The organism is Planococcus sp. SE5232, assembly GCF_050686535.1.
GTDB lineage: Bacteria > Bacillota > Bacilli > Bacillales_A > Planococcaceae > Planococcus.
Map to the genome: position 1 here is coordinate 246,778 of NZ_JBOGCP010000001.1, position 22,760 is coordinate 269,537.

The window sequence follows — 22,760 nt, forward strand, 5'->3', positions numbered from 1 at the left end:
GTGGATTTGTAGTTCGACTTTAATTAACTTTCAATTCAGACTAATAGCGTTTACAATTTTAATTGACTGATGGCTGGAACAAAGGGGGGAATCTCGTGGGCAAGATGGCAAAAGCTTGTTGTTCGCCAAGCAAGCCGCAGCAACCGAAAGAAATCAATCGTGCCATGGAGACCGAGCCTTCTGAGCAGTGCAGCAAAAAAAATCGCTTTAAGGAAAAGATGGTTTTCATTAACGGTGGAACTTTTTTGATGGGTACAGAAAGTGGAGAGGGGCATCCTGCCGACTTTGAAGGTCCGATAAGTGAGCAACGGGTAGAGCCGTTTTATATGGACAGCACCGTAGTGACAAATGAAGAATTCATGCAATTCATTAAGGAAACCGGTTATCAGACGGAAGCTGAAATATTCGGCTGGTCTTTTGTTTTTTACCAGTTTATAGCTCCTGACATTAAAACAGCAGTGAGGCAAGTAGCGAATACCCCATGGTGGTACGCCGTAGAAGGAGCTTACTGGTTTCAGCCGGAAGGACCCGGAAGCAGTATAGAGAAACGGATGGATCATCCGGTCGTCCATGTTTCATGGAAAGATGCTAACGCTTACTGCGAGTGGGCAGGAAAGCGGCTGCCTACTGAAATTGAATGGGAATACGCGGCACGTGGGGGATTGGAGCAAAAACGGTATCCATGGGGAGATGACTTGACTCCGGATAACGAACATCTTTGTAATATTTGGCAAGGAACGTTTCCGACTTTCAACACTGCTGAAGACGGATTTAAAGGGACTGCGCCTGCCTCTTCTTTTCCACCCAATGGATTCGGTCTCTTTAATATGTCCGGGAACGTATGGGAATGGTGTTCGAACGCATTTGCGGAACTGCCGAATTCGGAAGGAGATCAAGTTATGGACAAAGCGATGCGGGGCGGCTCCTACCTTTGTCACGATTCATATTGCAATAGGCATCGTGTAGCCGCGCGGTCCTCTAATACCAGTGACAGTTCGGCAGGCAATATAGGCTTCAGGTGTGTGGCCAGCATTTAGGGAGACGGAAATCATCCAATAGAATCCAACGATTTCAACAAAACAGGGAGGCGCTGATCTAATGGGGAAACCAAATATCCTACTGGTGATTTCACATGATACAGGAAGGCATTTAGAAAGCTATGGGCGCAAAGTGAAGACACCGGAACTGAACAGGATTGCGGAAGAAGGCATCCAGTTCGACAATTATTTTTGCACACAGCCTCAATGCAGCCCTAGCCGGGGGAGCATCCTAACCGGGCAATATGGCCATAATCATGGATTGATCGGCCTGACGCATTTAGGGCACACAATGAAAGCCGGCATCAAGACACTTCCTTCAGAAATGAAAAGAGCCGGCTATGCCACCTGGCTTTTCGGTTTTTTCCATGAATCCATCGACGGAATTTATGAAGGGGAGAAATTAGGCTACGATCAGGTAGTCAAAGTTCCAGGAAATGCAGCAGAAAAAGTAACTGATGAACTGGAGAAGTTTTTGCTTGAAAGAGCGGAATCTGGCGATGCGCCACCTTTTTATGCTTCGGTCGGATTTGAAGAAACACATCGCCCTTTTGATAAGTTTGAACCCGATTCCATTGATGAAGTGGAAGTTCCCCCGTACTTGCCAGATACAACAGAAGTCAGACAAGATATTGCCGACTTTCAAGGCTCTGTCAAAGAGCTGGACCGCGCAATCGGGAGGATAAGAAAATTATTGGAAGACACCCGTTTGGACGAAAACACGCTCTTGATCTATACGACAGACCACGGCATTGCTTTTCCAAGAGCAAAAGGGACATTGACGGATGCAGGTTTGGAAACGGCATTGATCATGAAATTTCCGAAAGGTATGGACAGAAAAGGAGTCAGGCAAAAAGAGCTTTTATGCAATATTGATTTAATGCCCACTCTTCTGGAATTTGCGGATGGAGAAGTTCCTGTTGGAATTGATGGACGGAGTTTCCTGCCGTTGATCCAAGAGAAGAATTATACAGAACGCGAACATTTTTTCTGCGAACTGACCTGGCATGACCGTTATCATCCGATGCGAGGCGTAAGGACCGCCAAATACAAGTACATAAGAAATTTTGAAGACGGTCCGAAAGTATACCTCCCATTCGATATCCACGAGAGCCTTTCAGGGCGAGTGGTGAGGAAATCATATTATGTCCCAAATGCTGAAGAAGAATTATATGACCTGGATGCAGATCCGCAAGAGCAGAACAATCTTGCCGAGAACAGGGAACACCAGCATGTTTTGGAAGACTTGCGCGTTAAAGTTGAACGGTGGATGGTTGATACGGACGACCAATTGCTGTCAGGTCCGATAGAAGGCGAAGAAGCGGCAGAGTGGGAAAAAGAAAAGCGTGAAGGAAATGTCTATAAATTTTGAACTGAAATCTGTAAAGGCTAATGATCAAACAAAATTCTTCAGCTGAAAAAGTTGTGGGATTTTGTTTTTTTATTTTATTGACTATTCAAAATATAGTACATATAATAAGTCTTGTAAGCGCTTTCCATAAAATTCAAGAATTCTTATTTTAAAGGAAAGCTTGCTAGAGGAGAAGCGGAGATGCTTCTCAGACGGAAGCTCTGATATTTTTTTCGAAAAAAACTAAAACGTTTTCGTAAATGCGAAAGGGGCGGTTTCTGTGATGGATTATTCCATCGGCACAGGGGAGTTTAAGGACTGGATTGTGGCAGAGACTGCCTTTTCAGCCGAGAAATTGGGGAAAAGCGAAGCTGTTATGATGCTTGGAAATGGGTATATGGGGCTGCGTTCTGCGGCAGAGGAACCGTATGGACAGGAAACCAGAAACTTGTTCATCAATGGAACTTTCAATAGATCACAGGAAAATGAAGTGACCGAACTCCCCAATGCAGCCGATATCACTCGATTGGATATTCGCATTGACGGAGAACGGTTCAGCTTGGAATTCGGAAAAACCAATGATTACATCAAGCAGCTCAATCTAAAAACAGCGCAACTGACCAGGTCCTTTATATGGGAATCACCAAAAGGGAAAAAGCTGTGGTTTCATTTCAAGCGCTTTGTATCGCTCGACAACCTGCATTTGATTGCGATGAAGATGGAAGTGGAAAGCTTGACCCATCCAGTGGCAATTTCTTTTGACAGTGGCATCAATGGGCGGATGACCAATTCGGGGTCGCAGCATTTTCTTGAAGGCGAGCGGAGAATACTGGAGGACCGCTTGATCCAGCTGACTCAGAAGACGAACGAATCCGGTGTGGAAATGGTCTTTAATGCTGTACATACCATCCGCTTGAATGAGGAAAAGGTAATGCCGGCTGCAGATAAGGACATGGCTCGCCGGAAAGTGTGGATGACCTATGACTTCCAGCTCGAGCCGAAAGGCAAACTGGAAGTGGAAAAATTGGCCACCGTGCATACGAGCCGGGACAGGCCGCGAATGGAAAACACCGCACAGCTGCTTCAGAAATCTCTCGACGAACTGCGGCATCATGCAGAAAAAGGATATGATGCCTTATTCGAAAATCATCGCCAGGCATGGCAGGAAAAGGTTTGGGGAAATTACAATTTCGAGGTGGAAAGTGACCATCCGTTTGACCAGCTGGCACTCCGATTTTCACTGTACCACTTGACGGCCATGCAGCCTCCGGCATCTCACGAATATTTAGGCATCGGAGCGAAAGCGATGAGCGGAGAAGGATATAAAGGCCATACATTTTGGGACTTGGAGATTTTCATATTGCCGTTCTTCATCTATTCCAATCCTGCAGCAGCAAAATCGTTGCTTACCTACCGGTATCACGGCCTTGAAGGAGCACGAAGAAAGGCGGTGGAAAATGGCTATGCCGGAGCCATGTATCCATGGGAAATGGCTTGGCCGGAAGATGGAGAAACCACGCCGTTATGGGGAGATATTGATATTGTGACAGGAGAGCAGTCGAAGATCTGGTCAGGAATCATCGAACAGCATATTTCCGCAGACATCGCTTTTGCAGTTTATCAATACGAGAAGGTGACAGGCGACTCGGGATTTATGGAATGCTATGGGTACGAGATGGTCTTCGAAACCGCGAAATTCTGGTCTAGCAGACTGGAGTGGAACGAGGACCGGGAAGTGTATGAAATCCGCAATGTCCTTGGGCCTGACGAGTATAAAGAACATGTGGACAACAATGCTTTCACAAATTATATGGCCTACTTCAATCTGAAACTCGCCGAACGCTATGCCGAACAGCTGTCATCCGAAAATCCAAAGCTTTTTCAGAAATTCGGTGTGGGGGATGCCCGCCTGGATTGGAAAGAAAAAGCGGAAAGCCTGTATTTGCCGAATCCGCGACCGCTAGACTCGGTCATTCCGCAAGACGATACGTATTTGCAGCTTCCCGAAATCGATCTTTCAACATACAAGAAGCAAACGAAGGTGAGGACGATCTACCGGGATTATAATGCGGAACAGATCAACAAAATCCAAGTGACCAAACAAGCGGATACCGTACTGTTATTCTATCTGCTGGAGCAGACCTTCCTGTGCGGGGACGCCCGCTTATCGAACACAGCCAAGCGGGAGAATTACCGGTATTATGAGCCCCGCACCTTGCATGACTCTTCTTTGAGTCTGGCGGTACATGCCGTTGTGGCGAACGATCTGGGGGAAACGGACATGGCCTACTCCCTGTTCCGTCAAGCCTGTGAAATCGATCTCGGGCCGCAAATGCATACGTCCGATGAAGGCATACATGCAGCGGCTATCGGAGGGATCTGGACCGCAGCGGTATTCGGCTTTGGCGGCGTCCGGTTATCGGATGAACTGCTGCGGATCAATCCCAGGTTGCCGAAGCAATGGCGGCGCATGAAGTTTACGCTCTACTGGAAGGGTGTTGCATTGACAATCGAAATCACCCATCAATCACTCAAAGCCACCCCGCATAGTGGAGAAGTGGTATTTGAAACTGGCGGTAAAATCTACAAAGCGGACAAGTTGATAGAAGTGCCGCTCACAAGTGAGGCGCAAATCCATTCAGGACAACCACGGCAGTAATAAAATGATTCGTTCATTTTATTTACTATAAAAAAATCAAAGGGGGCATTACACATGGTTTTTAAAAAGAAGTTCACGGCAGGTATAGCGTTTGCTGCACTGATGACAGGTTTGGCTGCATGCAGCGGAAACGAAGAACCGGCAACTGAAGGCGATGGCGAGGAAGCAAGTCAACAAATCACGATCTTCCAGACGAAGGTTGAAATTTCCGATCAGCTTGAAGCGGCGGCAGAAGCGTATACGGAAGAAACTGGAGTGGATGTGGAAGTCATCGGAACGACCGGCGATGATTATTTCCAACAGTTGCAAATCCGTCTCAATAATGGAACCGGACCTTCGATTATGAGTGTGCAGAATGCCACTGTAGCCGAAAGCTTAACATCGTATTTACACGACTTGAGCGGCGAGGAATTTGTAGATGACATTGCACCGGACATGGCTTTGACACTTGATGAGAAAGTGGTCGGCATACCATATGGTGTAGAAGGATTTGGAATTGTCTACAACAAGGAACTGGTGAATCCGGAAGACATTCAAGATTATGAATCGTTTGTAAGCACATTGGAAAAATTCAATGCTGAAGGCATCAACGGCTATGGCTTGTCCTCAGAAGCTTACTTCCTGATCGGCCATATGAGTAATTATCCATTCTCGATTCAGGAAGAACCGGTAGAGTTTATGGAGAGCCTGTCAAGTGGTGAAGTGACGATGGCGGAAACGGAAGAATTCCTTAGATTCGGTGAGTATATGGAAGCCATCAGAGCAAACACACCGAGTCCTCTGAGTACTTCTTATGACCAGCAGGTAGGCGATTTTGCAGCTGGAAAAACGGCCATGATCCATCAAGGAAACTGGGCATGGGGCTTGCTTCAAGATTTCGAAGTGGATTTTGAAGTCGGCATGGCTCCATTCCCGCTTGAAGGAAATGACAAGCTTGCAGTAGGCGTCGGCAGCAACTGGGCGGTAAATGCAGATAAAGAGCCGGAAGAAATCCAAGCGGCTACTGACTTCCTGGAATGGCTGCACACGAGCGAAACCGGCAAGCGCATCATCGTTGAAGAGTTTAAATTCGTCCCTGCGATGACGAATATCGAAGCCACTGACTTGGACCCATTATCACAAGCTGTGCTGGAAGCTTCCAACAGCGGGAACACGATTCCTTGGGCACATAACTACTATCCGGCGAACCTTGTACCAAATGACTTTGCACCCGCTGCAGAAGGATTCTTTGTGAATGAAGAGACCACAGGCGAAGAATTCATCAGCAATCTGGATGCCGCTTGGCAGAATGCGAGCAAGTAAAGGGATCTGTTCAGGATGTACGTATAAATAAAGAGAGCACGCCTGTACAGGCGTGTTCTGCTTTTTCTCTATTAAAGAACGAAGTTGTTAAGGAAAGAGGGGATGGACGTGGCCAACAGGAAGAATATCGGCTGGTATCTCTTATTTACGTTACCGCTGCTTATCATTTTTACAATCATTGTCATCATTCCGTTTATAATCGGAATTTATTATGCCTTTTTCGAATGGGATGGCATCAACGCCAATCCGAAAGTTTTTGTCGGCATGGAGAATTTCCTGACTCTGTTTTCGGATGAGCGCTTCTTGAAATCGACATGGCTTACGGTTTTGTTTACCGTATTGTCCGTAATCTCGGTCAATGTAGTGGGGCTCGCATTTGCTTTGCTGGTCACTTCAAAACTTAAGCTGGCCAATTTAGCGCGCACCATGTTTTTCATGCCTTACTTGATTGGCGGCCTGATTCTAGGTTATATCTGGCAGTTTGTGTTTCTGGACGTCTTCACATTTGTAGGTGAAGCGGTCGGACTCGAAAGCATCTTTTTCAACTGGCTGCTTAACGAGAATTTCGCCTTGTTTGCTCTTGTGTTTGTTTTTACTTGGCAGATGGCCGGCTATGTCATGATTGTCTACATTGCAGGGATACAGGGCATACCTGGAGAACTGATTGAAGCTTCAAAAGTCGATGGGGCCAGCAAATGGCAACGCCTGATGAGAATTACGTTCCCATTGCTCATGCCCGCATTTACCATCAGTCTGTTCTTGACATTGTCGTACGGCTTTAAAATCTACGACGTCAACTTATCATTGACGGGCGGTGGACCGGCAAATGCGACAGAACTTTTTGCGATGAATATTTACAATGAAATTTTTGGCTACGGAAATTATGGATACGGTCAGGCAAAAGCTATTTTGTTCTTCGTGATTATCGCAGCTATTACATTGACCCAAGTTTACCTGACGAAGAAACGGGAGGTTGATATGTAATGCGTATACTCAGCAAATGGTCGAGAGAAATCCTTTTGATAGTGGTTGCTTTAATCTTTCTGTCTCCCATCTATATCATATTTATCAACTCGTTCAAGACGAGACAGGAATTGTACGAGAATACGCTGGCTTTTCCAGAGGTCTTCGGTTTCCAATTCTATACAGAAGCGATGGAAAAGATGAATTTCTTCAGTGCTTTTTTGAACTCGATGTTTGTCACCGTCGTTTCGGTGGTGTTCATCGTCATCCTGTCATCGATGACAGCCTGGATGCTGGTCCGATCCGGAAGCCGGATCAGTACCATCATTTTCATGACGCTGATCGCCACGATGCTGATTCCATTTCAGACACTGATGATGCCGCTTATGCAGCTGGTCACAGGGATTACAGGCAATCTGGGCATTCCTTTGTACAACACGCTCAGCGGTCTGGTTTTCATGAATATCGGTTTTCACGCGGCTCTTTCTGTTTTTCTTTATCATGGCTTCATCAAATCGATTCCTATTTCACTGGAGGAAGCAGCAACGATTGATGGAGCTTCGAAGTTCGGAGTTTTCTGGCGGATCATTTTCCCGATTTTGACACCTATTACGGCGACTGTCATGATTTTGAATGTCATTCTGATTTGGAACGATTTCCTATTGCCTTCACTGACACTTGTCGACAAAGAGTTGCGGACGATTCCATTGTCTGTCTTCTACTTTTTCGGAGAGTTCACCATTGAGTGGAACCTGGCGATGGCAGGATTGACGTTAACGATTATTCCAGTAGTTATTTTCTATATCATTGCACAAAAATACATTATCAAAGGAATCGGCGAAGGGGCTATCAAATAAGCCTTTTCAAAAGGAGATGAAAACATGCAGGAAGTGAGCGGGATTATGGGCGTGTTCTATACGGCAAGCGAATGGCTTTTGAAAATGGCGACCGTCAATTTCATGTGGTTTATCATGAGCCTTCCGTTATTCACTGCATTTGTAGTCATTGACCTCAGCCATGCAGCTGGAATCGTATTTTTCGGTGCTGCTGTCCTGCTGTTTACGCCCCTTCTGTTTTTTCCGGCGACGGCCGCTGCATTTGCGACTGCCCGGGATTGGCTGCTCGGCCGTGATTCTTCTTCCATGAAGATGTACGTCAGCAATTTAAAGGCGAACTATAAAGATAGTATGAAAATGGGTGTGCCGTTTGCGGCAATCTGGCTGGTTTGGTATTATGCGTATTTCTATCTCAGAACAGGAAGCGATTCGCTCGATTTGCTGTTTCTGATCATCGGCTTAGCATTGTTCATCTATACCGTGAACTTTCTGTCAATCAGCGTCCATTACCGGATGAATCCTAAAGAACGGCTTGTTAATGCGTTCTTCGTTACAACCGGCAGCCCGCTGCTGAGCCTCTTCATTCTGGGCAGCAATGGCTTGCTCATTTGGATCAGTGTCGTCAAGCTGTTGTTGCTTTTACCGCTTTTGACCTGTTCATTGAGTGCTTTTCTGTCATTTTCAGCATTTTACAGCTTTACATTACGGGTCAAGAACAAACAGGAGGCAAAAACCTCCAGCTGAAATGCCCTTTTAACTTGATAAACTCACGTAGGAAGTGAAACAGTGAATGTCGACAATAAAAGAAGTTGCCAAAAAAGCGGGAGTGTCCGTCAGTGTGGTTTCTAAATCTTTTAATAATTATGCAGATGTAAAGGAAGAAACGAGGCAACGCATTTTTGCGATTGCCAAAGAATTGAATTATTCTCCGAACCTCAATGCCAAAAATTTATCATCCAAAAAACAGATGACGCTTGGACTGATTTCTTCGGGCGTGCTGAATGACAATGAAAATGACAGCAATGCGTTCAATATCTTCAAAGGCGTCTATCAGGAAGTGACGAACAGCCGCTTTGAATTATCCATTTACCTGATCGATTCCCAACAGCAAAAACAGCAGAGCTATGTCCGCTACTGCCGTGAACGGAATATCGGCGGAGCCATTTTACAGGGCATCCGGACAGATGACCAGTATTATAAAGAGCTGATCGACTCCAGTTTGCCTTGTGTGGTGCTCGACATCATGGCCGAAACCGTCAATGGATTGATCGGCAGTGTTTCCATTGATAATGCCAAAGCCGTGGAAGAAGTGGCGACCTATCTGCTGGAACTGAATCATCGCAAGCTGGTAGTCGTGTCAGGAACACGTGAAACCTATGTCAACACAGAGCGCTTGAAAGGCTTGGAGAAAGCATTGCACGCCTCTGGCATAGAGTTGAGTGACATTGATATTCTGGAAGCTTCTTTCTCGGAAGAAAAGGCGTATGAACTTGCCAAAGCGTATCTTCAGGAAAAACAGCCCACAGCTTTTCTTTGTTTCAGTGATTTGATGGCTTATGGTGTGATGAAGGCTGTGAAAGAAACAGGCTTAAGAATCCCTGACGACATTTCCATCACCGGAATTGACGATTTGCTGCTGAGCCGGTACATGCAGCCGCCGCTGACGACGATCCGGCAGGATTTTGTGGAAATCGGAAAAATATCGGCCCGGTTGCTTCAGGAAATCATCGAAGGCAAATCGGAAAAACAGCATATCTGGGTTCCGCATCAGTTGTTGGAGCGGCAAAGCGTAAAGCGCCTATCGAGCGTTTAAATGACAGAAGAAGAAAAGAGGGGAACGATATGACCCGCCATCCGAAACTGTTTATATACGACCTTGACGGCATCCTGACCGATACGGCCGAATTCCATTACATGGCATGGAAAAAGTTGGCGGAAGAGCTCGGGATTTCTTTTGATTATGCGTTCAACGAGCAACTCAAAGGAATCAGCCGCATGGATTCCCTGGACCGTATTCTGGCATTGGATCCTTCCAGTGGCGGTTTTACAGAGGAGGAAAAGCTCAAATTAGCGACACAAAAGAACGAAAATTATTTGGAGTTGATCGAAGAAATCACGCCGGCTCATATTCTGCCCGGCATAGAAGCTTTTTTGGAAGCCAATAGAAAATCGGATGCAAAGCTGGCGCTGGGATCGGCCAGCAAAAATGCGCCTGCCATCTTGGAAAAGCTCGGCCTTGCCGGCTATTTTGACTATATAGTGGATGCGGCAAAGGTGAAAAAAGGAAAGCCGGACCCGGAAACGTTCACTGTTGCTGCAGATGCTTTCGGAATCGATTACCCGGACTGTGTTGGAATCGAAGATGCAGCGGCCGGGGTGGAAGCGATCAATCGAGCCGGAATGTTCTCTGTGGGTGTCGGGGATAGAGCTTACCTGTCACATGCTGATTATTTGGTGGCGGAAACCTCTGAATTGGATTTTGATAGAGTGGTCCGGCAGTTCGGCAAAAAAAACGCCGGCTTTTAAAGGAGTGGAAGCATGACTTGGAAATTGACGAAAGTTGAACTGGACAATCCGAATCTGCTGGTGGACGAAAGCCTCCTCTCATTAGGGAATGGCTATTTAGGCGTCAGAGGAAATTTCGAAGAAGGATACAAAGAGGGCTTTAAATCGATTCGCGGCGCCTATATCAATGCATTTCATGACGAAACGGAAATCAGCTACGGTGAGAAGCTATATGGATTTCCAACCAAGCAGCAAAAGGTCTTGAATGTCATCGATGCGCAAACGGTCGAAATCCACTTGGATGATGAACGATTTTCATTGTTTGAAGGAGAAGTGTTGGTTTGTGAACGCAATCTGCATATGGATGCAGGCTTCGCTGAACGGATCGTCCACTGGATTTCTCCCAAGGGAAAAGAAGTGAAGATCCATTTCAGACGGCTGGTTTCATTCGTGGCAAAAGAATTGTTCGCGCTTGAGATCAGCATTGAACCGGTTACGCCGATCGGACAAGTGAAGATCGTGTCAACGCTCAACGGAGACGTCTCCAACTATGTCGACAAAGAAGATCCGCGTCTTGCTTCCGGCCATACAAAACGTCTTCATGTGACGGATGTACGCCAGGAAGAGCAGATCAGCATTGTAAAAAACACGACATACAGCACCAAATTGGAAGTGGCATGCGCAGCGACAACTAGCGTACAGGCAGAAAGCCATGGATACAGCAGCGAGCTGAAAGGCGCGAGCGTGGAAGAAACCTACACCTGTACAGGCACACAACCGGTCCATTTCACCAAGTACGTAGTCTATACAGATACGCTGCGCCATGGGGAACATGTCGATGAGGAAGCGGTGAAGCTTCTGAAACAAATGAAGCAAAGAACCTTTATAGAGTTGCTCATAGCGCAAAAAGCATATTTGGACGATTACTGGGCAGTCTCGGATATTGCGATAGACGGCGATGAGCAGGTCCAGGAAGGCATCCGCTTTAATCTGTACCAGCTCCTGCAATCGGTGGGCAAAGATCCGGCCAGCAATATCGCAGCAAAAGGCTTGTCGGGTGAAGGCTATGAAGGACATTATTTCTGGGATACGGAAATCTACATTTTTCCGGTGTTTTTAATGACCAATCCGGCCATCGCAAAAAACCTGCTGCTGCACCGTTACTCCATCCTCGACAGTGCCAGGGAACGGGCAAAGGAAATGGGGCATGAAAAAGGCGCTTTGTTTCCGTGGCGCACCATCACCGGCCCGGAAAGCTCGGCTTTTTTCCCTGCCGGTACGGCACAGTACCATATCAGCGCGGATATCGCCTACAGCTATATTCAATTCTACTTGGCCACAAAAGATGAAGCTTTCCTGAAAGAATATATGGCGGAGGTGCTGTTTGAAACCGCCAGGCTCTGGGCAGAAACAGGGCATATGCAAAACGGCAAGTTCCGGATCGACAGCGTCACGGGGCCCGATGAATACACCTGCATCGTCAACAATAATTATTACACCAACGTGATGGCAAAACACAATCTGCTGTGGGCAGCCAAAGTGTTCGAAGGTTTGAAGAAAACAGACGGCGAGCGCTTGCAGCAGCTGACGGACCAGTTGGAGCTGACAGAAGCAGAAGTGGCCGGCTGGAAGACCGCTGGCGACAATATGTACCTGCCTTATGACGAAACGTATAAAATCAATGCGCAGGACGACAGCTTCCTGAAAAAGGACCGCTGGGATCTGAAAAACACACCAGCCGAAAAATTTCCGCTCTTGTTGAACTACCATCCGCTGACTTTGTACCGGTACCAGGTGCTGAAGCAGGCGGACACGGTGCTTGCGCATTTCCTGCTGGAAGATGAACAGGAGTTGGAAACGATGAAGAACTCCTACGATTATTACGAACAGATCACCACCCACGATTCTTCGTTGTCTTCTTGCGTCCATAGCATCATGGCCTCGAAACTGGGCTATTACGAAAAGGCCTACGAATATTTTATTGAAACAGCCCGGCTGGACTTGGAAAATACGCACAAGAATACCAAAGACGGCCTGCATATGGCGAATATGGGCGGCACTTGGCTCGCCATCGTCTATGGATTCGCCGGGTTGCGGCTGAAAGAAAGCGGCCTCTCCTTTGCACCTTCTCTTCCGACCGAATGGAATTCCTTCGAGTTCCGCCTGCAATACCAAGGACGGCTGCTGAAAATCCGCAAAGAAAGGGAAACGGCAAGTTACACAGTTCTGCAGGGAGAGCCTTTGAACATCATCCATAACGGCGAAACGCTCGTATTGGAAAGCGGGAAAGAAGCGGTTGTTCAATTAGGTTGGAAGAGATAAGAAGCCGGTGGGAATAGAGAACTAAATGATTAAAAAAACGCACCGACCCTGAGCTCTAACTGGCTCAGGATCGGTGCGTTTTTGATTTCTACGATTTTATTTAGAAGAGCTCGGCACAGCAGCGGCCACGGAACGTTTCGGTTCACCCGGTTTCTTGAGCGTACCGCCCCGTCGGAAATTCCCCATGACTTCCATTGTCTCCGTGATGCTGACGAACGCGTTCGGGTCGATCGACTTGATGAGCGGCCGGACATAGGCAAGTTCATAACGCGTGATGACGCTATGGAGCACTTTGACTTTGGTGCCTGAGTAGGCGCCTTCGCCGTCGGTCACCGTAATGCCGCGGTACAAGCTTTCGAGCAATTCTTTTTTGACCGCGTCGCCTTGGCTAGTCACCACCATGAGGCTCAGCTTGATATGGCGCGTGTGTATGCGATCCACGACAATCCCGGTGATGTAGATGGAAGCCATCGTGTACATCGCCAGTTCCCAGGAAAAGATGAACCCGGAGATGAAAACCACAACGCTGTTTAGACAAAATACCAAAAAACCGAGCGGGATGTCGCGCTTCAGCGTCAACAGCAGCCCGACGATATCGAACCCGCCGCCCGAACCATAAAACCGGATGATCACACCAGCGCCGGCACCTACGATGACTCCGCCGAACACGGAAGACAACAGGGCATCTTCAGTGACTTGCATGATGGGAATGTAAAGCATCGCAATCGATGTCACAGCCACGGAAAAAATACTGTTGAGGACAAACACTTTGCCAAGCTTCATCCATGCCAGCATGAAAATCGGTACGTTCAGGACAACCAGCCAAATTCCTGCGTTAATCGGGGTCAGTAACCCCAAAATCATTGCTACGCCCGTGACGCCTCCGGATAAAATCTCATGAGGCAGTAGAAACAAATTAAACGCTGTAGCAAGCAGCAAGGATCCTGCAAAAATGGCCAGCAGGCTATAAAAACTCTTCACGCGTACATCTCCGTTCTTTCGTTAATTCGTCTCCAAAAAACATAGTGGTCGCCCAATAATAGTATTAAGCACAATGTTTCAAATGATAAGCTCTGAGTGGTGTGAATGCAAGAAATTGGTTTTTGGGAGGCGAATAGGACTCGTTAGGATTTAATGGCGTATTGGGAACAGGGGATCGCTGATTATATTTTTGCTTTAATGATTGAGTAAGCTAACTGCTTTTTCTATATGTTAAAATAACCTAAATAAATATTTCTCTAAAGGAGCCGACCCATGCCTATCTACAATAAATTAGTTCGCGATGCCATACCGGAAGTAATCAAAAAGACCGGCAAAGAATCTTCAATCCGTATTTTGGATGAAGAAGAGTATAAAGCTGAAGTCAAAAAGAAATTGGGCGAAGAACTTGAAGAGTATAAAGAAGCAGCTACCGATGAAGAAGCAGTTGAGGAATTAGCCGATATCCTTGAGCTTCTTCACGCGGCTGTGAAAATTCACGGTTCTTCTATTGAAGAGCTGGAAAAAGTCCGGCAGGCTAAAGTTGAGAAACGTGGCGGTTTTGACAAACGCATCTTTCTAATCGAGGTTGAAGATGACTAAGCTGGAGCTGGTCACTTCTCAGCTTGTCTCGCATTTGGAGAGGTTATCAAAAGAAGCAGTTGAGATTCAGTGGATTACGGCGTTTGCGATGAAGTCAGGTGTGAAAAAGATCATACCTTTCCTAAAGAAAGCGGCAGAAAGAGGCGTGCCGATTAAACTACTGGTAGGCGATTACCTGTTTGTCACGCAGCCGGATGCCTTGCAGATGCTCTTGGAAGAACTGCCTTCTGCGGAAATTCGGATCTGGAGGAGCGGCAGTACTTCCTTCCATCCGAAGTCTTATTTGTTCCGAGGGACAGACGCTTCACATTTGATTGTGGGATCTTCTAATTTATCATCATCTGCATTAACAACAGGAGTCGAGTGGAACTTAATAGCGCCGACTTCTGTGGATGCAGAAGTTTTTGAGGAAGCGGTTACTCAATTTCTGAAAAATTTTTATGCCGAGCAGACGGTCTCTTTGAATGCGGAGACACTTGCGGAATATCGGTCATTACATAAAGCAGCAAATCTCAAACGGCCCATCAGTCCCGTCTGGTCTGAAGCGGAAGAAGTCGAACTGACGGTAGGTCCAGCTTTTCCGCAACAGCCGGAAGTGGCTGAGACTCAAGTTTCGTACAGCGCTTCGATTTCACCGAGGCCTGCGCAGCGTGAAGCACTGGATGCACTAGACACTGTGCTGGCTGAAGAATACAGCCGCGCGATGGTAGTGCTGGCGACAGGCTTAGGCAAAACTTATTTAGCCGCTTTTTTTGCGGAGAAATTCAAACGGGTGTTGTTTGTTGCACACCGGGAAGAAATTCTTACCCAAGCGAAGCAGTCATTTCAGCATGTTCATCCGGACAGGTCGAGTGCTTTTTATAACGCTTCGGAAAAGAGAACCGATGCTGATTTTATTTTTGCTTCGATCTATACATTAGGCAGCCAATATCATTTAGACAAATTTGAAAAGGATGCCTTTGATTTGATTGTGGTCGATGAATTTCACCATGCAGCGGCACCGACTTATGAGCGCCTGCTTAATCACTTTGAACCAACGTTCTTGTTGGGGATTACGGCCACGCCTGACCGTATGGACAATAAAGACGTGTATGCGTTATGCGATGGGAATGTGGCGATCTCGATTCATTTCCTGGATGCCATCGAGCGCAATTGGCTCGCGCCGTTCAATTATTACGGTGTGTATGATGATACCGATTACTCTGCTATCCCGTGGAGGGGAACCCGGTACGATGAACAGGAATTACTGCAGGTTCAGCTGCGTGAAGAGTTTGCGCAAAAGATTTTTGAAGAATGGAACCGTTACAAGCAGACAAGAACAATCGTGTTCTGTTCTTCGGTAAAGCAGGCTGTTTACATGAATAATTTCTTTCAGCGCAAAGGCGTCCGGTCGATTGCCCTCCATGGTGGATCTCATCCGCAAGAGCGCAAAGCTGCCCGTTTCAAACTGGATTCTGGTGAGCTTGAACTTATATTCACGGTCGATCTATTCAATGAAGGCGTTGATATTCCAAAAGTGGATACACTCCTGTTCATCCGACCGACAGAATCACTGTCCGTTTATACGCAGCAAATTGGCCGCGGACTGCGGATTGCGGAGGAGAAGTCGCATTGCGTCATCATCGATTTCATCGGCAATTACCGAAATGCAGATCTGAAACTGGCGGTTTTTGATAAGGAAGGCAAGCCGGCGGGAAATAAAGCCACTCAACCACTTTTGCCCCTCCACTGTGAATTTAACTTAGATCTTCAAGTGATTGATTTGCTGGAGGAAATGCGCAGAAAAAGAGCCCCACGCAAAGAAGCGCTTGTACTGGCCTATCATGATTTGAAAAAGGAAGTTGGCAGGCGTCCGAAGTACTTGGAATTCCACCTTCACGCCAACGTCGATTCCAAAACAGTAAAACAGGAGTTTGGCAGTTACATAGGGATGCTCGCTTATGCGGATGAACTGACGGAAACAGAACAAGATGTCTGGCTGAAATTTAAAGGCTGGTTTTTGGAAGTCGAAAAAACAGGGATGACCAAAAGCTATAAGATGGTCGTCTTGAGTTATATGCTGTCAAAAGGTCTGGAAAGATGGCTTGAACCGATAACACCGGATGAAGCAGCACCTTTCTTCCATAATTATTTAACCGAAAAAGACTACCGCATGAATATCGACTTCAGTGACGCGCAAGGGAAGCGGCTGCGTAACTTTGAACAAAAGCAAATAGCGGACTTGATTGCACAGATGCCGATGGCGAAGTGGAGCGGAAGTGCGAAAGAAGGAATGGTTTCTTTTGAAGATGGTATTTTTAAATTCGATGTTCTAGCTTTAGGGAACGAAAATGAGTCTTTATATAACTGGACTCAGGAAATAGCGGAATATCGGCTGAATGCTTATTTTGAAAGGAAATCAGTGTCTTTGACAGTTAACTCAACTATTACGTAAGTTGACAGTCGTAAGGCGCGGAGCTTCCCTATAAAAAAGCTGCTGAGCTAGGAAAAAGAACTTTTTTCAATTGAGCAAACATGGAAAACTCTCTTTAACCAGTGGCTATTACCTCGTGAAAAAGGTATTATAAAAGCAACTACTGAAGTTCAAATGTCAGTTGATGGACCTTCACGATAGCTGATCGGCTATCAGGTTTTACAAAATAATCGTTGCGGAGGGGACTACAAATTGCCATATCAATTAGGGAAGAACTTTAAGCTTTTTACATTGAGTTCAAATCCGGAACTAGCCCAGGAAATTGCGACTGAACTTGGTTGTCCGCTCGGGAAAAGCTTCATCAAACACTTTAGCGATGGGGAAATCCAAATCAATATTGAAGAAAGTGTCCGTGGTAAAGAAGTGTACTTGATCCAGTCGACTTCCCAGCCGGGAAGTGAGCATGTCATGGAACTTCTGATTATGATCGATGCGCTGAAGCGGGCATCTGCGGAGACGATCAACGTCGTCATGCCTTACTACGGCTATGCGCGGCAGGACCGGAAAGCGAGTTCGCGTGAACCGATCACTGCAAAACTGGTGGCCAATATGCTGGAAAAAGCAGGGGCTACCCACATCATCACCATGGATTTGCATGCGCCTCAAATCCAAGGGTTCTTCAATATGCCGGTAGATCAGCTGCTCGGTGAGAAGATCCTATCGAAGCATTTCCTGGAAAAGGGATTGGAAGATGCCATCGTGGTAGCTCCGGACAATGGCGGTTTGGGAAGAGCCCGCAAACTGGCCAGCCATTTGGACGTTCCGATCGGCTTTATCGATAAACGCCGCATGCAGCCGGGCGAACCGGAAATGGTCAATATCGTCGGAGACATTGAAGGCAAGAACGTCATCATCATTGTGGATATCATCGATACCGCAACCACAATTTCGTTAGCAGCGAATGTCCTGGTTGAAAACGGTGCGAAAGCTGTTTATGCCTGCTGTACGCACGCAGTCCTATCTGGTGAAGCGGTACAACGAATCGAAGAGTCGGCCGTTACGGAACTGGTTGTCACCAATACAATCCGCGTGCCTGAAGAGAAACGTACGCCGAAAATCACGATTCTTTCAGTCGCGCCTTTATTGGCTGAAGCGATCGAGCACGTCCATAACGAAAAACCGGTCACGCCTTTATTCGAATAAAGGTGTGACCGGTAGTAGAAATTGCTATCTTTTACTTTGTGATCCAGCAAAATTGAATTACGTAAACTTTAAGGCGCCGCTATATGCGGCGCTTTTTTTGTTGGCTTGTATTTCGTCTTTGAAGTATTAACTTCGATTATCGGAAGAAAGGAAAGAAATTCAAAGATGATTATAAAAAAACTAGATGAAATGCTATTGCCTGGTTTTTTTAAAACAGCTTAAAAAAATAAAAAAATTAAATTATCAAATTATATTGACTATTTAAAATACTTCGGCATATAATACTAATTAATATAACGTCATATGACGTTATAAATCTTGGAGGTGTTGAAATGAAACAGGAGCAAGGTACAATTATTGAAGAAGTAGCAGGTGGAATTATCAATGAAGTGCAAGGAACAGCCATGAAACCGGAACATGCTACTCAGATCGCCAACGTGTTGGAAGCGGTAAAAGCCCGCGACATTAAGAATGTCTATTTTGTAGCGTGCGGAGGTTCGATGGCTTCGCTGTCATTCGGTGAATATTTCATCAGCAAGGAAACAGAAGTCCCAAGCTTCGTTTATACAGCGAACGAGTTTATTCACCGCAATCCGAAAAGTGTCGGTGAAAATACACTGGTAATTTTACGTTCACATTCAGGTACAACTCCTGAAACGGTTGAAGCAGCAAGCTTTGCCCGTGAAAAAGGCGCATTGACTGTGTCCATCTCAATGGAAGCAGATTCACCATTATGCCAGGCAGCTGAACACATCGTTCATTACAATTACAAAGATGGTTCGGACGCTATCGACGGTGAAGTCGGTATTTTCTATACATTAATCTTCGAATTACTGAACGCATTGGCTCCGAATGAAAAATACAAGCGTGTTGTCAGCCAATTGCCGAATGTCGGCGAATTGATTCAGAAAAATATCGAACAATTTGCGGATGCCGCAAACAAATTCGGCAAAAAGAACAAACGCGAAAAAATCATCTACACAATGGCAAGCGGTGCGTACATCCACCATGCTTACTCATTCACAAGCTGCCTGTTGATGGAAATGCTGTGGATCCATTCAAACGCAATCCATTCCGGAGAATTCTTCCACGGACCGTTTGAAATCACCGATTACGATGTGCCATTCCTGGTTGTGAAAGGCGATGGAGCAAGCCGCCCGCTGGACGAGCGTGCACTGGACTTCGTACAGAAATTCAGCGACAAAGTGGAAGTGGTCGATATCGAAACTTTAAACTACGACGGCGTAGACGAAGACTTGAAAGAATACTTCGGACCGGCACTCACCGGATCGGTTCTTCGCCTCTATGCGGATGCGCTAGCCGAACACACTGGCCATCCATTGTCGGTCAGAAGATATATGTGGAAAATGGATTACTAAAAATAAACGGGGTTCATCAGAAAGGGGATACGAAATGAAGAAAACATTGTGCTTTTCGATTTTGTTGCTTCTGCTTTCGACGTTATTAGCTGCATGTAATTCAGGTGAAGAACAAAGTGCCAATGCGGATGGAAAAGTTGAAATCGACTTTTTCCACAGATGGCCGAACGAACCTAGAAAATCCTTCTACGACGAAAAAGTCAAAGAGTACATGGAGCAGAACCCGGATGTTCACATCAATGTGGATTATGTCCTGAATGACGCTTACAAAGAAAAGGTCCGTGTTTTAGTATCGAGTGATGAGCTGCCGGATATCTTTACTGCCTGGTCAGATTCATTCGCAGAAAACCTGGTTTCTTCTGAGCGCATCATGCCGCTGAATGAAGTCATTCAAGAAGACGAGGAATGGTCATCGAAAATCATCGATTCCCAGTTCGGCGGATTCACTTTTGACGACACGACGTATGGCGTTCCCTTTACTGTAGACGGCAAAGCATTCTTCTATAATAAAGCGGCCTTTGAAGAAAATAATATCGAAATTCCAAAAACCTATGACGAGTTGATTGCAGCGCTCGACAAGCTTCAAAGTGCGGGCTATGAACAGCCGTTGGTGGAAGGGTTGACCAACACATGGGCGATTTCGCATTACCTCGGCACAATCTTTGAACGAGTTGTGGATCCGGCGGTATTGGAAAAAGACTATAACGAAGAAACAGCAGAATTTACGGATCAAGGATACATTCAAGGCCTTGAAATGTTTGAAGAATTGACAGGCTATATGGGAGACGTTTCCACTGCAATCGATCACGAAGCGGCACGCAATATGTTTGCTGCCGGTGAAGTACCTGTCTTATACATGCAGTTCGCGGAAATCAAAATGGTCGAGGAAGCGGGAGATGTGGAGTTTGGATTCTTTGACTTTCCGGAAGTTGAAGGTGCAGCAGGCGATCCGACAGCACTTACAGGGGCACCGGAAGGATGGATGGTCAGCAAGAACGCACCAGAAGAAACCATCGATTTCCTGAAATTCCTGACTTCAGAAGAAACGGCTGCTGAATTCACGAAAACAGATGGCCAACTGAACGCTATTGAAGGCGCAGTGACCGAAGAGAACGTCAATCCGACAAGTCTTGAGGCGTATGAACTGATCACCAATGCTTCTTCGACAGCGCCATGGTTTGACAATGCAGTTAACATCAATGTAGCAGACGTCTTCATGCGTGGAGGGCAAAGCTTGGCTACAGGGCAGGCAACGCCTGAGGATATTTTAAAAGAAGCGCAACAGGAAGCAGCAAACCAGAAATAGCAGCAGTGCAGAACTGGATAAGTCCTAATGTTCAGTTGAATATTAGGACTTATTAAAATGAAAGAAGGTGCACGTATGATAGCAAGAAGAAACCGCATGATCCCAGCCTTATTCATATTGCCCAGTCTCTTGTTCTTGGGAATCTTCATCTACATTCCACTGGTCCAAAACTTCTATAACAGCTTTTTTGACTTTAGCGTGTTTTCCCCGACGAAAGAATATGTTGGGTTCTCGGCTTTTGAACAGCTGTTTGCTGATAAAGTCGTCATGACAGCTTTCATCAACAATATCAAATACGCAATCATCTCGGTGATTTTTCAGGTGGCATTCGCGCTGGTCCTTGCTACGATACTTGAAGATAAGTTGTTCCGGCGGATTGCACCGATGTTGCGGATCATTTACTTTATCCCAGTCATGATTTCGATTTCGGTTATCGCCTTGTTGTTCAATTTTATTTACAATCCTCAAATGGGTCTTTTAAATAGCTTTTTGGAGCTGGTCGGTTTGGAAAGTCTGGCCTTGCCTTGGTTGGGAAATGCGACGACTTCGATTTATGCAGTTATAGCGATGTCGCAATGGCAAAGCATCGGATTCATTACCATGCTGTTCATCGTAGCGATCCAGAAAATTCCTAAAGAGCTTTATGAGGCGGCCAATATAGACGGTGCCGGTAAGATACGGCAGTTTTTCAATATTACCGTCCCCCAAGTGAAAGAAGCCCTGTTCGTCAACATGCTGATTACTATCACAGGAGCCATGCTCGTTTTCAACGAACCGTACATACTCACTAATGGCGGTCCGGGTACGAGTTCGATGACATTGTCGGTGTACATGTACCAGCAAGGATTTTTCAAAGACAATATGGGTTATGCATCAGCTGTCGCCACATTGATCTTCGTCGTGACTGCGATATTCGCCCTTATCCAAATCAAGGTCTCGGGAACCGGAAAGGATGAGTAGGATGACAAAAACAAATGAAAATATTAAAGCCGATCTGTTCACTTCCGATACGCAAATCAAAAAAGCCCGTTTAGCTAAAATGGACAAAACGACCAGAAGAACAAATCTGCAGGGCAAAATTTCGAAAAACATAATTCTTCTCGGCCTGCTTTTGTTTGCTTTTGTCATCCTCTATCCACTTTTTTGGATGGTAGTTTCTTCGATGAAAAGTTATGATGAAATCTATAACAATGTATGGGGGTTGCCGTCCGTTTGGCATTTTGAAAATTACGCGACAGCCTGGTCGATGGGAATCTCGGGCTATTTCTTCAACAGCCTATTCGTTACCTTGGTTACGATTGTCCTCGTCGTCCTGATCGGTTCGATGGCAGCGTTTACACTGTCCCGCTACAAATCGAGATGGATTGATGTGGCGTTGATCTTCACCATCGGCGGCATCATGATGAATCCACAGGTAGCGCTCATTCCATTGTTTGAAATGCTGACTTGGATGAATTTGATCAATACGCATTGGGCATTGATCTTAACGTATGTAGCTTACCGGCTGCCGTTGACGATCATCCTGATACGCGCATTCTTCCTGAGCATTCCAAGAGAACTGGAAGAGTCGGCGATCATCGATGGCTGCAGTGAATTCGGCATTTATGCACGAATCTACCTGCCGCTTTCGATTCCAATCATCGTGACGACAATTGTACTGACGGCATACTTTGCCTGGAATGAATTTATGTTTGCGACCGTGTTTATTGATTCGGACGTATTGAAAACAATCCCTTCAGGTTTGATGAATTTTAGGGACGCACTCAGAACTGATTGGGGCGTATTGCTTGCAGGGATGGTGATTGCGGCGATCCCGATGGTCATCCTGCTGATATTCCTGCAGCGGTATTTGGTCAGAGGGCTGTCGGAAGGATCTGTTAAAGGATAAGAGGAGGAATTTGGA

Annotated in this window: 18 protein-coding genes; 17 read left to right on the forward strand and 1 reads right to left on the reverse strand. The window is 46.1% G+C overall.

Annotation, left to right across the window (positions count from 1 at the left end):
* Positions 1–104: 104 nt before the first annotated feature.
* The 10 genes from ACRC6Q_RS01155 to ACRC6Q_RS01200 all read left to right on the forward strand — a co-directional run bounded on the left by ACRC6Q_RS01155 (position 105) and on the right by ACRC6Q_RS01200 (position 12,975).
* A complete protein-coding gene (locus ACRC6Q_RS01155) occupies positions 105–1,037 on the forward strand; it encodes a formylglycine-generating enzyme family protein (protein ID WP_431466308.1) in 933 nt (310 codons plus the stop codon).
* 61 nt (positions 1,038–1,098) lie between these two features.
* Complete coding sequence (locus ACRC6Q_RS01160) at positions 1,099–2,409, forward strand: sulfatase family protein (RefSeq protein ID WP_431465567.1); 1,311 nt, start codon at positions 1,099–1,101, stop codon at positions 2,407–2,409.
* A 262-nt stretch (positions 2,410–2,671) separates the two neighbouring features.
* Positions 2,672–5,047, forward strand: coding sequence for a glycoside hydrolase family 65 protein (locus ACRC6Q_RS01165; protein ID WP_431466309.1), 2,376 nt, complete (start codon positions 2,672–2,674; stop codon positions 5,045–5,047).
* A 54-nt stretch (positions 5,048–5,101) separates the two neighbouring features.
* Positions 5,102–6,349 (forward strand): sugar ABC transporter substrate-binding protein, encoded by a 1,248-nt coding sequence (locus ACRC6Q_RS01170; protein WP_431465568.1) that lies wholly within the window; start codon positions 5,102–5,104, stop codon positions 6,347–6,349.
* A gap of 102 nt (positions 6,350–6,451) precedes the next feature.
* Positions 6,452–7,333: a carbohydrate ABC transporter permease gene (locus tag ACRC6Q_RS01175; RefSeq protein ID WP_263298600.1), complete on the forward strand. Its 882-nt coding sequence runs from the start codon at positions 6,452–6,454 to the stop codon at positions 7,331–7,333.
* Positions 7,333–8,169 carry a carbohydrate ABC transporter permease gene (locus ACRC6Q_RS01180; protein WP_223636527.1) on the forward strand — a complete coding sequence of 279 codons (837 nt, stop codon included), beginning with the start codon at positions 7,333–7,335 and terminating at the stop codon, positions 8,167–8,169. Before ACRC6Q_RS01175 ends, ACRC6Q_RS01180 begins: the two co-directional genes overlap by 1 nt.
* A 24-nt stretch (positions 8,170–8,193) precedes the next feature.
* A complete protein-coding gene (locus ACRC6Q_RS01185; RefSeq protein ID WP_431465569.1) occupies positions 8,194–8,892 on the forward strand; it encodes a DUF624 domain-containing protein in 699 nt (232 codons plus the stop codon).
* Positions 8,893–8,938: 46 nt separating this feature from the next.
* Positions 8,939–9,961, forward strand: coding sequence for a LacI family DNA-binding transcriptional regulator (locus ACRC6Q_RS01190; RefSeq protein WP_431465570.1), 1,023 nt, complete (start codon positions 8,939–8,941; stop codon positions 9,959–9,961).
* Positions 9,962–9,990: 29 nt separating this feature from the next.
* Positions 9,991–10,674, forward strand: coding sequence for a beta-phosphoglucomutase (gene pgmB / locus ACRC6Q_RS01195; protein ID WP_431465571.1), 684 nt, complete (start codon positions 9,991–9,993; stop codon positions 10,672–10,674).
* 12 nt (positions 10,675–10,686) lie between these two features.
* Complete coding sequence (locus tag ACRC6Q_RS01200; RefSeq protein WP_431465572.1) at positions 10,687–12,975, forward strand: glycoside hydrolase family 65 protein; 2,289 nt, start codon at positions 10,687–10,689, stop codon at positions 12,973–12,975.
* 96 nt (positions 12,976–13,071) lie between these two features.
* On the opposite strand, the gene ACRC6Q_RS01205 is transcribed toward ACRC6Q_RS01200, so the two are convergent.
* Positions 13,072–13,956, reverse strand: coding sequence for a YitT family protein (locus ACRC6Q_RS01205; RefSeq protein WP_431465573.1), 885 nt, complete (start codon positions 13,954–13,956; stop codon positions 13,072–13,074).
* A 273-nt stretch (positions 13,957–14,229) separates the two neighbouring features.
* Here ACRC6Q_RS01205 and ACRC6Q_RS01210 point away from each other — a divergent pair, with 273 nt between their 5' ends.
* The 7 genes from ACRC6Q_RS01210 to ACRC6Q_RS01240 all read left to right on the forward strand — a co-directional run bounded on the left by ACRC6Q_RS01210 (position 14,230) and on the right by ACRC6Q_RS01240 (position 22,745).
* Entirely contained in the window at positions 14,230–14,556 is a 327-nt protein-coding gene (locus ACRC6Q_RS01210) for a nucleoside triphosphate pyrophosphohydrolase (RefSeq protein ID WP_431465574.1), read from the forward strand.
* Positions 14,549–16,990 carry a DEAD/DEAH box helicase family protein gene (locus ACRC6Q_RS01215; RefSeq protein WP_431465575.1) on the forward strand — a complete coding sequence of 814 codons (2,442 nt, stop codon included), beginning with the start codon at positions 14,549–14,551 and terminating at the stop codon, positions 16,988–16,990. Before ACRC6Q_RS01210 ends, ACRC6Q_RS01215 begins: the two co-directional genes overlap by 8 nt.
* Before the next feature lie 231 nt (positions 16,991–17,221).
* Positions 17,222–18,172: a ribose-phosphate diphosphokinase gene (locus tag ACRC6Q_RS01220; protein ID WP_223636548.1), complete on the forward strand. Its 951-nt coding sequence runs from the start codon at positions 17,222–17,224 to the stop codon at positions 18,170–18,172.
* A 332-nt stretch (positions 18,173–18,504) separates the two neighbouring features.
* Positions 18,505–19,551: an SIS domain-containing protein gene (locus ACRC6Q_RS01225; RefSeq protein ID WP_431465576.1), complete on the forward strand. Its 1,047-nt coding sequence runs from the start codon at positions 18,505–18,507 to the stop codon at positions 19,549–19,551.
* 34 nt (positions 19,552–19,585) lie between these two features.
* Positions 19,586–20,857, forward strand: coding sequence for an ABC transporter substrate-binding protein (locus ACRC6Q_RS01230; protein ID WP_431465577.1), 1,272 nt, complete (start codon positions 19,586–19,588; stop codon positions 20,855–20,857).
* A gap of 75 nt (positions 20,858–20,932) precedes the next feature.
* A complete protein-coding gene (locus tag ACRC6Q_RS01235; protein ID WP_223636558.1) occupies positions 20,933–21,817 on the forward strand; it encodes a carbohydrate ABC transporter permease in 885 nt (294 codons plus the stop codon).
* Between the two features lie 34 nt (positions 21,818–21,851).
* Positions 21,852–22,745: a carbohydrate ABC transporter permease gene (locus ACRC6Q_RS01240; protein WP_431466310.1), complete on the forward strand. Its 894-nt coding sequence runs from the start codon at positions 21,852–21,854 to the stop codon at positions 22,743–22,745.
* The last annotated feature ends 15 nt before the right edge of the window (positions 22,746–22,760 follow it).

Excerpts from the sequence above, each read along its gene's own strand:
- ACRC6Q_RS01225 (WP_431465576.1), top strand. The coding sequence starts at position 18,505 with ATGAAACAGGAGCAAGGTACAATTATTGAAGAAGTAGCAGGTGGAATT.
- ACRC6Q_RS01165 (WP_431466309.1), top strand. The coding sequence starts at position 2,672 with ATGGATTATTCCATCGGCACAGGGGAGTTTAAGGACTGGATTGTGGCA.
- ACRC6Q_RS01215 (WP_431465575.1), top strand. The coding sequence starts at position 14,549 with ATGACTAAGCTGGAGCTGGTCACTTCTCAGCTTGTCTCGCATTTGGAG.
- ACRC6Q_RS01155 (WP_431466308.1), top strand. The coding sequence starts at position 105 with ATGGCAAAAGCTTGTTGTTCGCCAAGCAAGCCGCAGCAACCGAAAGAA.
- ACRC6Q_RS01175 (WP_263298600.1), top strand. The coding sequence starts at position 6,452 with ATGGACGTGGCCAACAGGAAGAATATCGGCTGGTATCTCTTATTTACG.
- ACRC6Q_RS01235 (WP_223636558.1), top strand. The coding sequence starts at position 20,933 with ATGATAGCAAGAAGAAACCGCATGATCCCAGCCTTATTCATATTGCCC.
- ACRC6Q_RS01230 (WP_431465577.1), top strand. The coding sequence starts at position 19,586 with ATGAAGAAAACATTGTGCTTTTCGATTTTGTTGCTTCTGCTTTCGACG.
- ACRC6Q_RS01210 (WP_431465574.1), top strand. The coding sequence starts at position 14,230 with ATGCCTATCTACAATAAATTAGTTCGCGATGCCATACCGGAAGTAATC.
- pgmB (WP_431465571.1), top strand. The coding sequence starts at position 9,991 with ATGACCCGCCATCCGAAACTGTTTATATACGACCTTGACGGCATCCTG.
- ACRC6Q_RS01170 (WP_431465568.1), top strand. The coding sequence starts at position 5,102 with ATGGTTTTTAAAAAGAAGTTCACGGCAGGTATAGCGTTTGCTGCACTG.
- ACRC6Q_RS01185 (WP_431465569.1), top strand. The coding sequence starts at position 8,194 with ATGCAGGAAGTGAGCGGGATTATGGGCGTGTTCTATACGGCAAGCGAA.
- ACRC6Q_RS01180 (WP_223636527.1), top strand. The coding sequence starts at position 7,333 with ATGCGTATACTCAGCAAATGGTCGAGAGAAATCCTTTTGATAGTGGTT.
- ACRC6Q_RS01160 (WP_431465567.1), top strand. The coding sequence starts at position 1,099 with ATGGGGAAACCAAATATCCTACTGGTGATTTCACATGATACAGGAAGG.
- ACRC6Q_RS01190 (WP_431465570.1), top strand. The coding sequence starts at position 8,939 with ATGTCGACAATAAAAGAAGTTGCCAAAAAAGCGGGAGTGTCCGTCAGT.
- ACRC6Q_RS01200 (WP_431465572.1), top strand. The coding sequence starts at position 10,687 with ATGACTTGGAAATTGACGAAAGTTGAACTGGACAATCCGAATCTGCTG.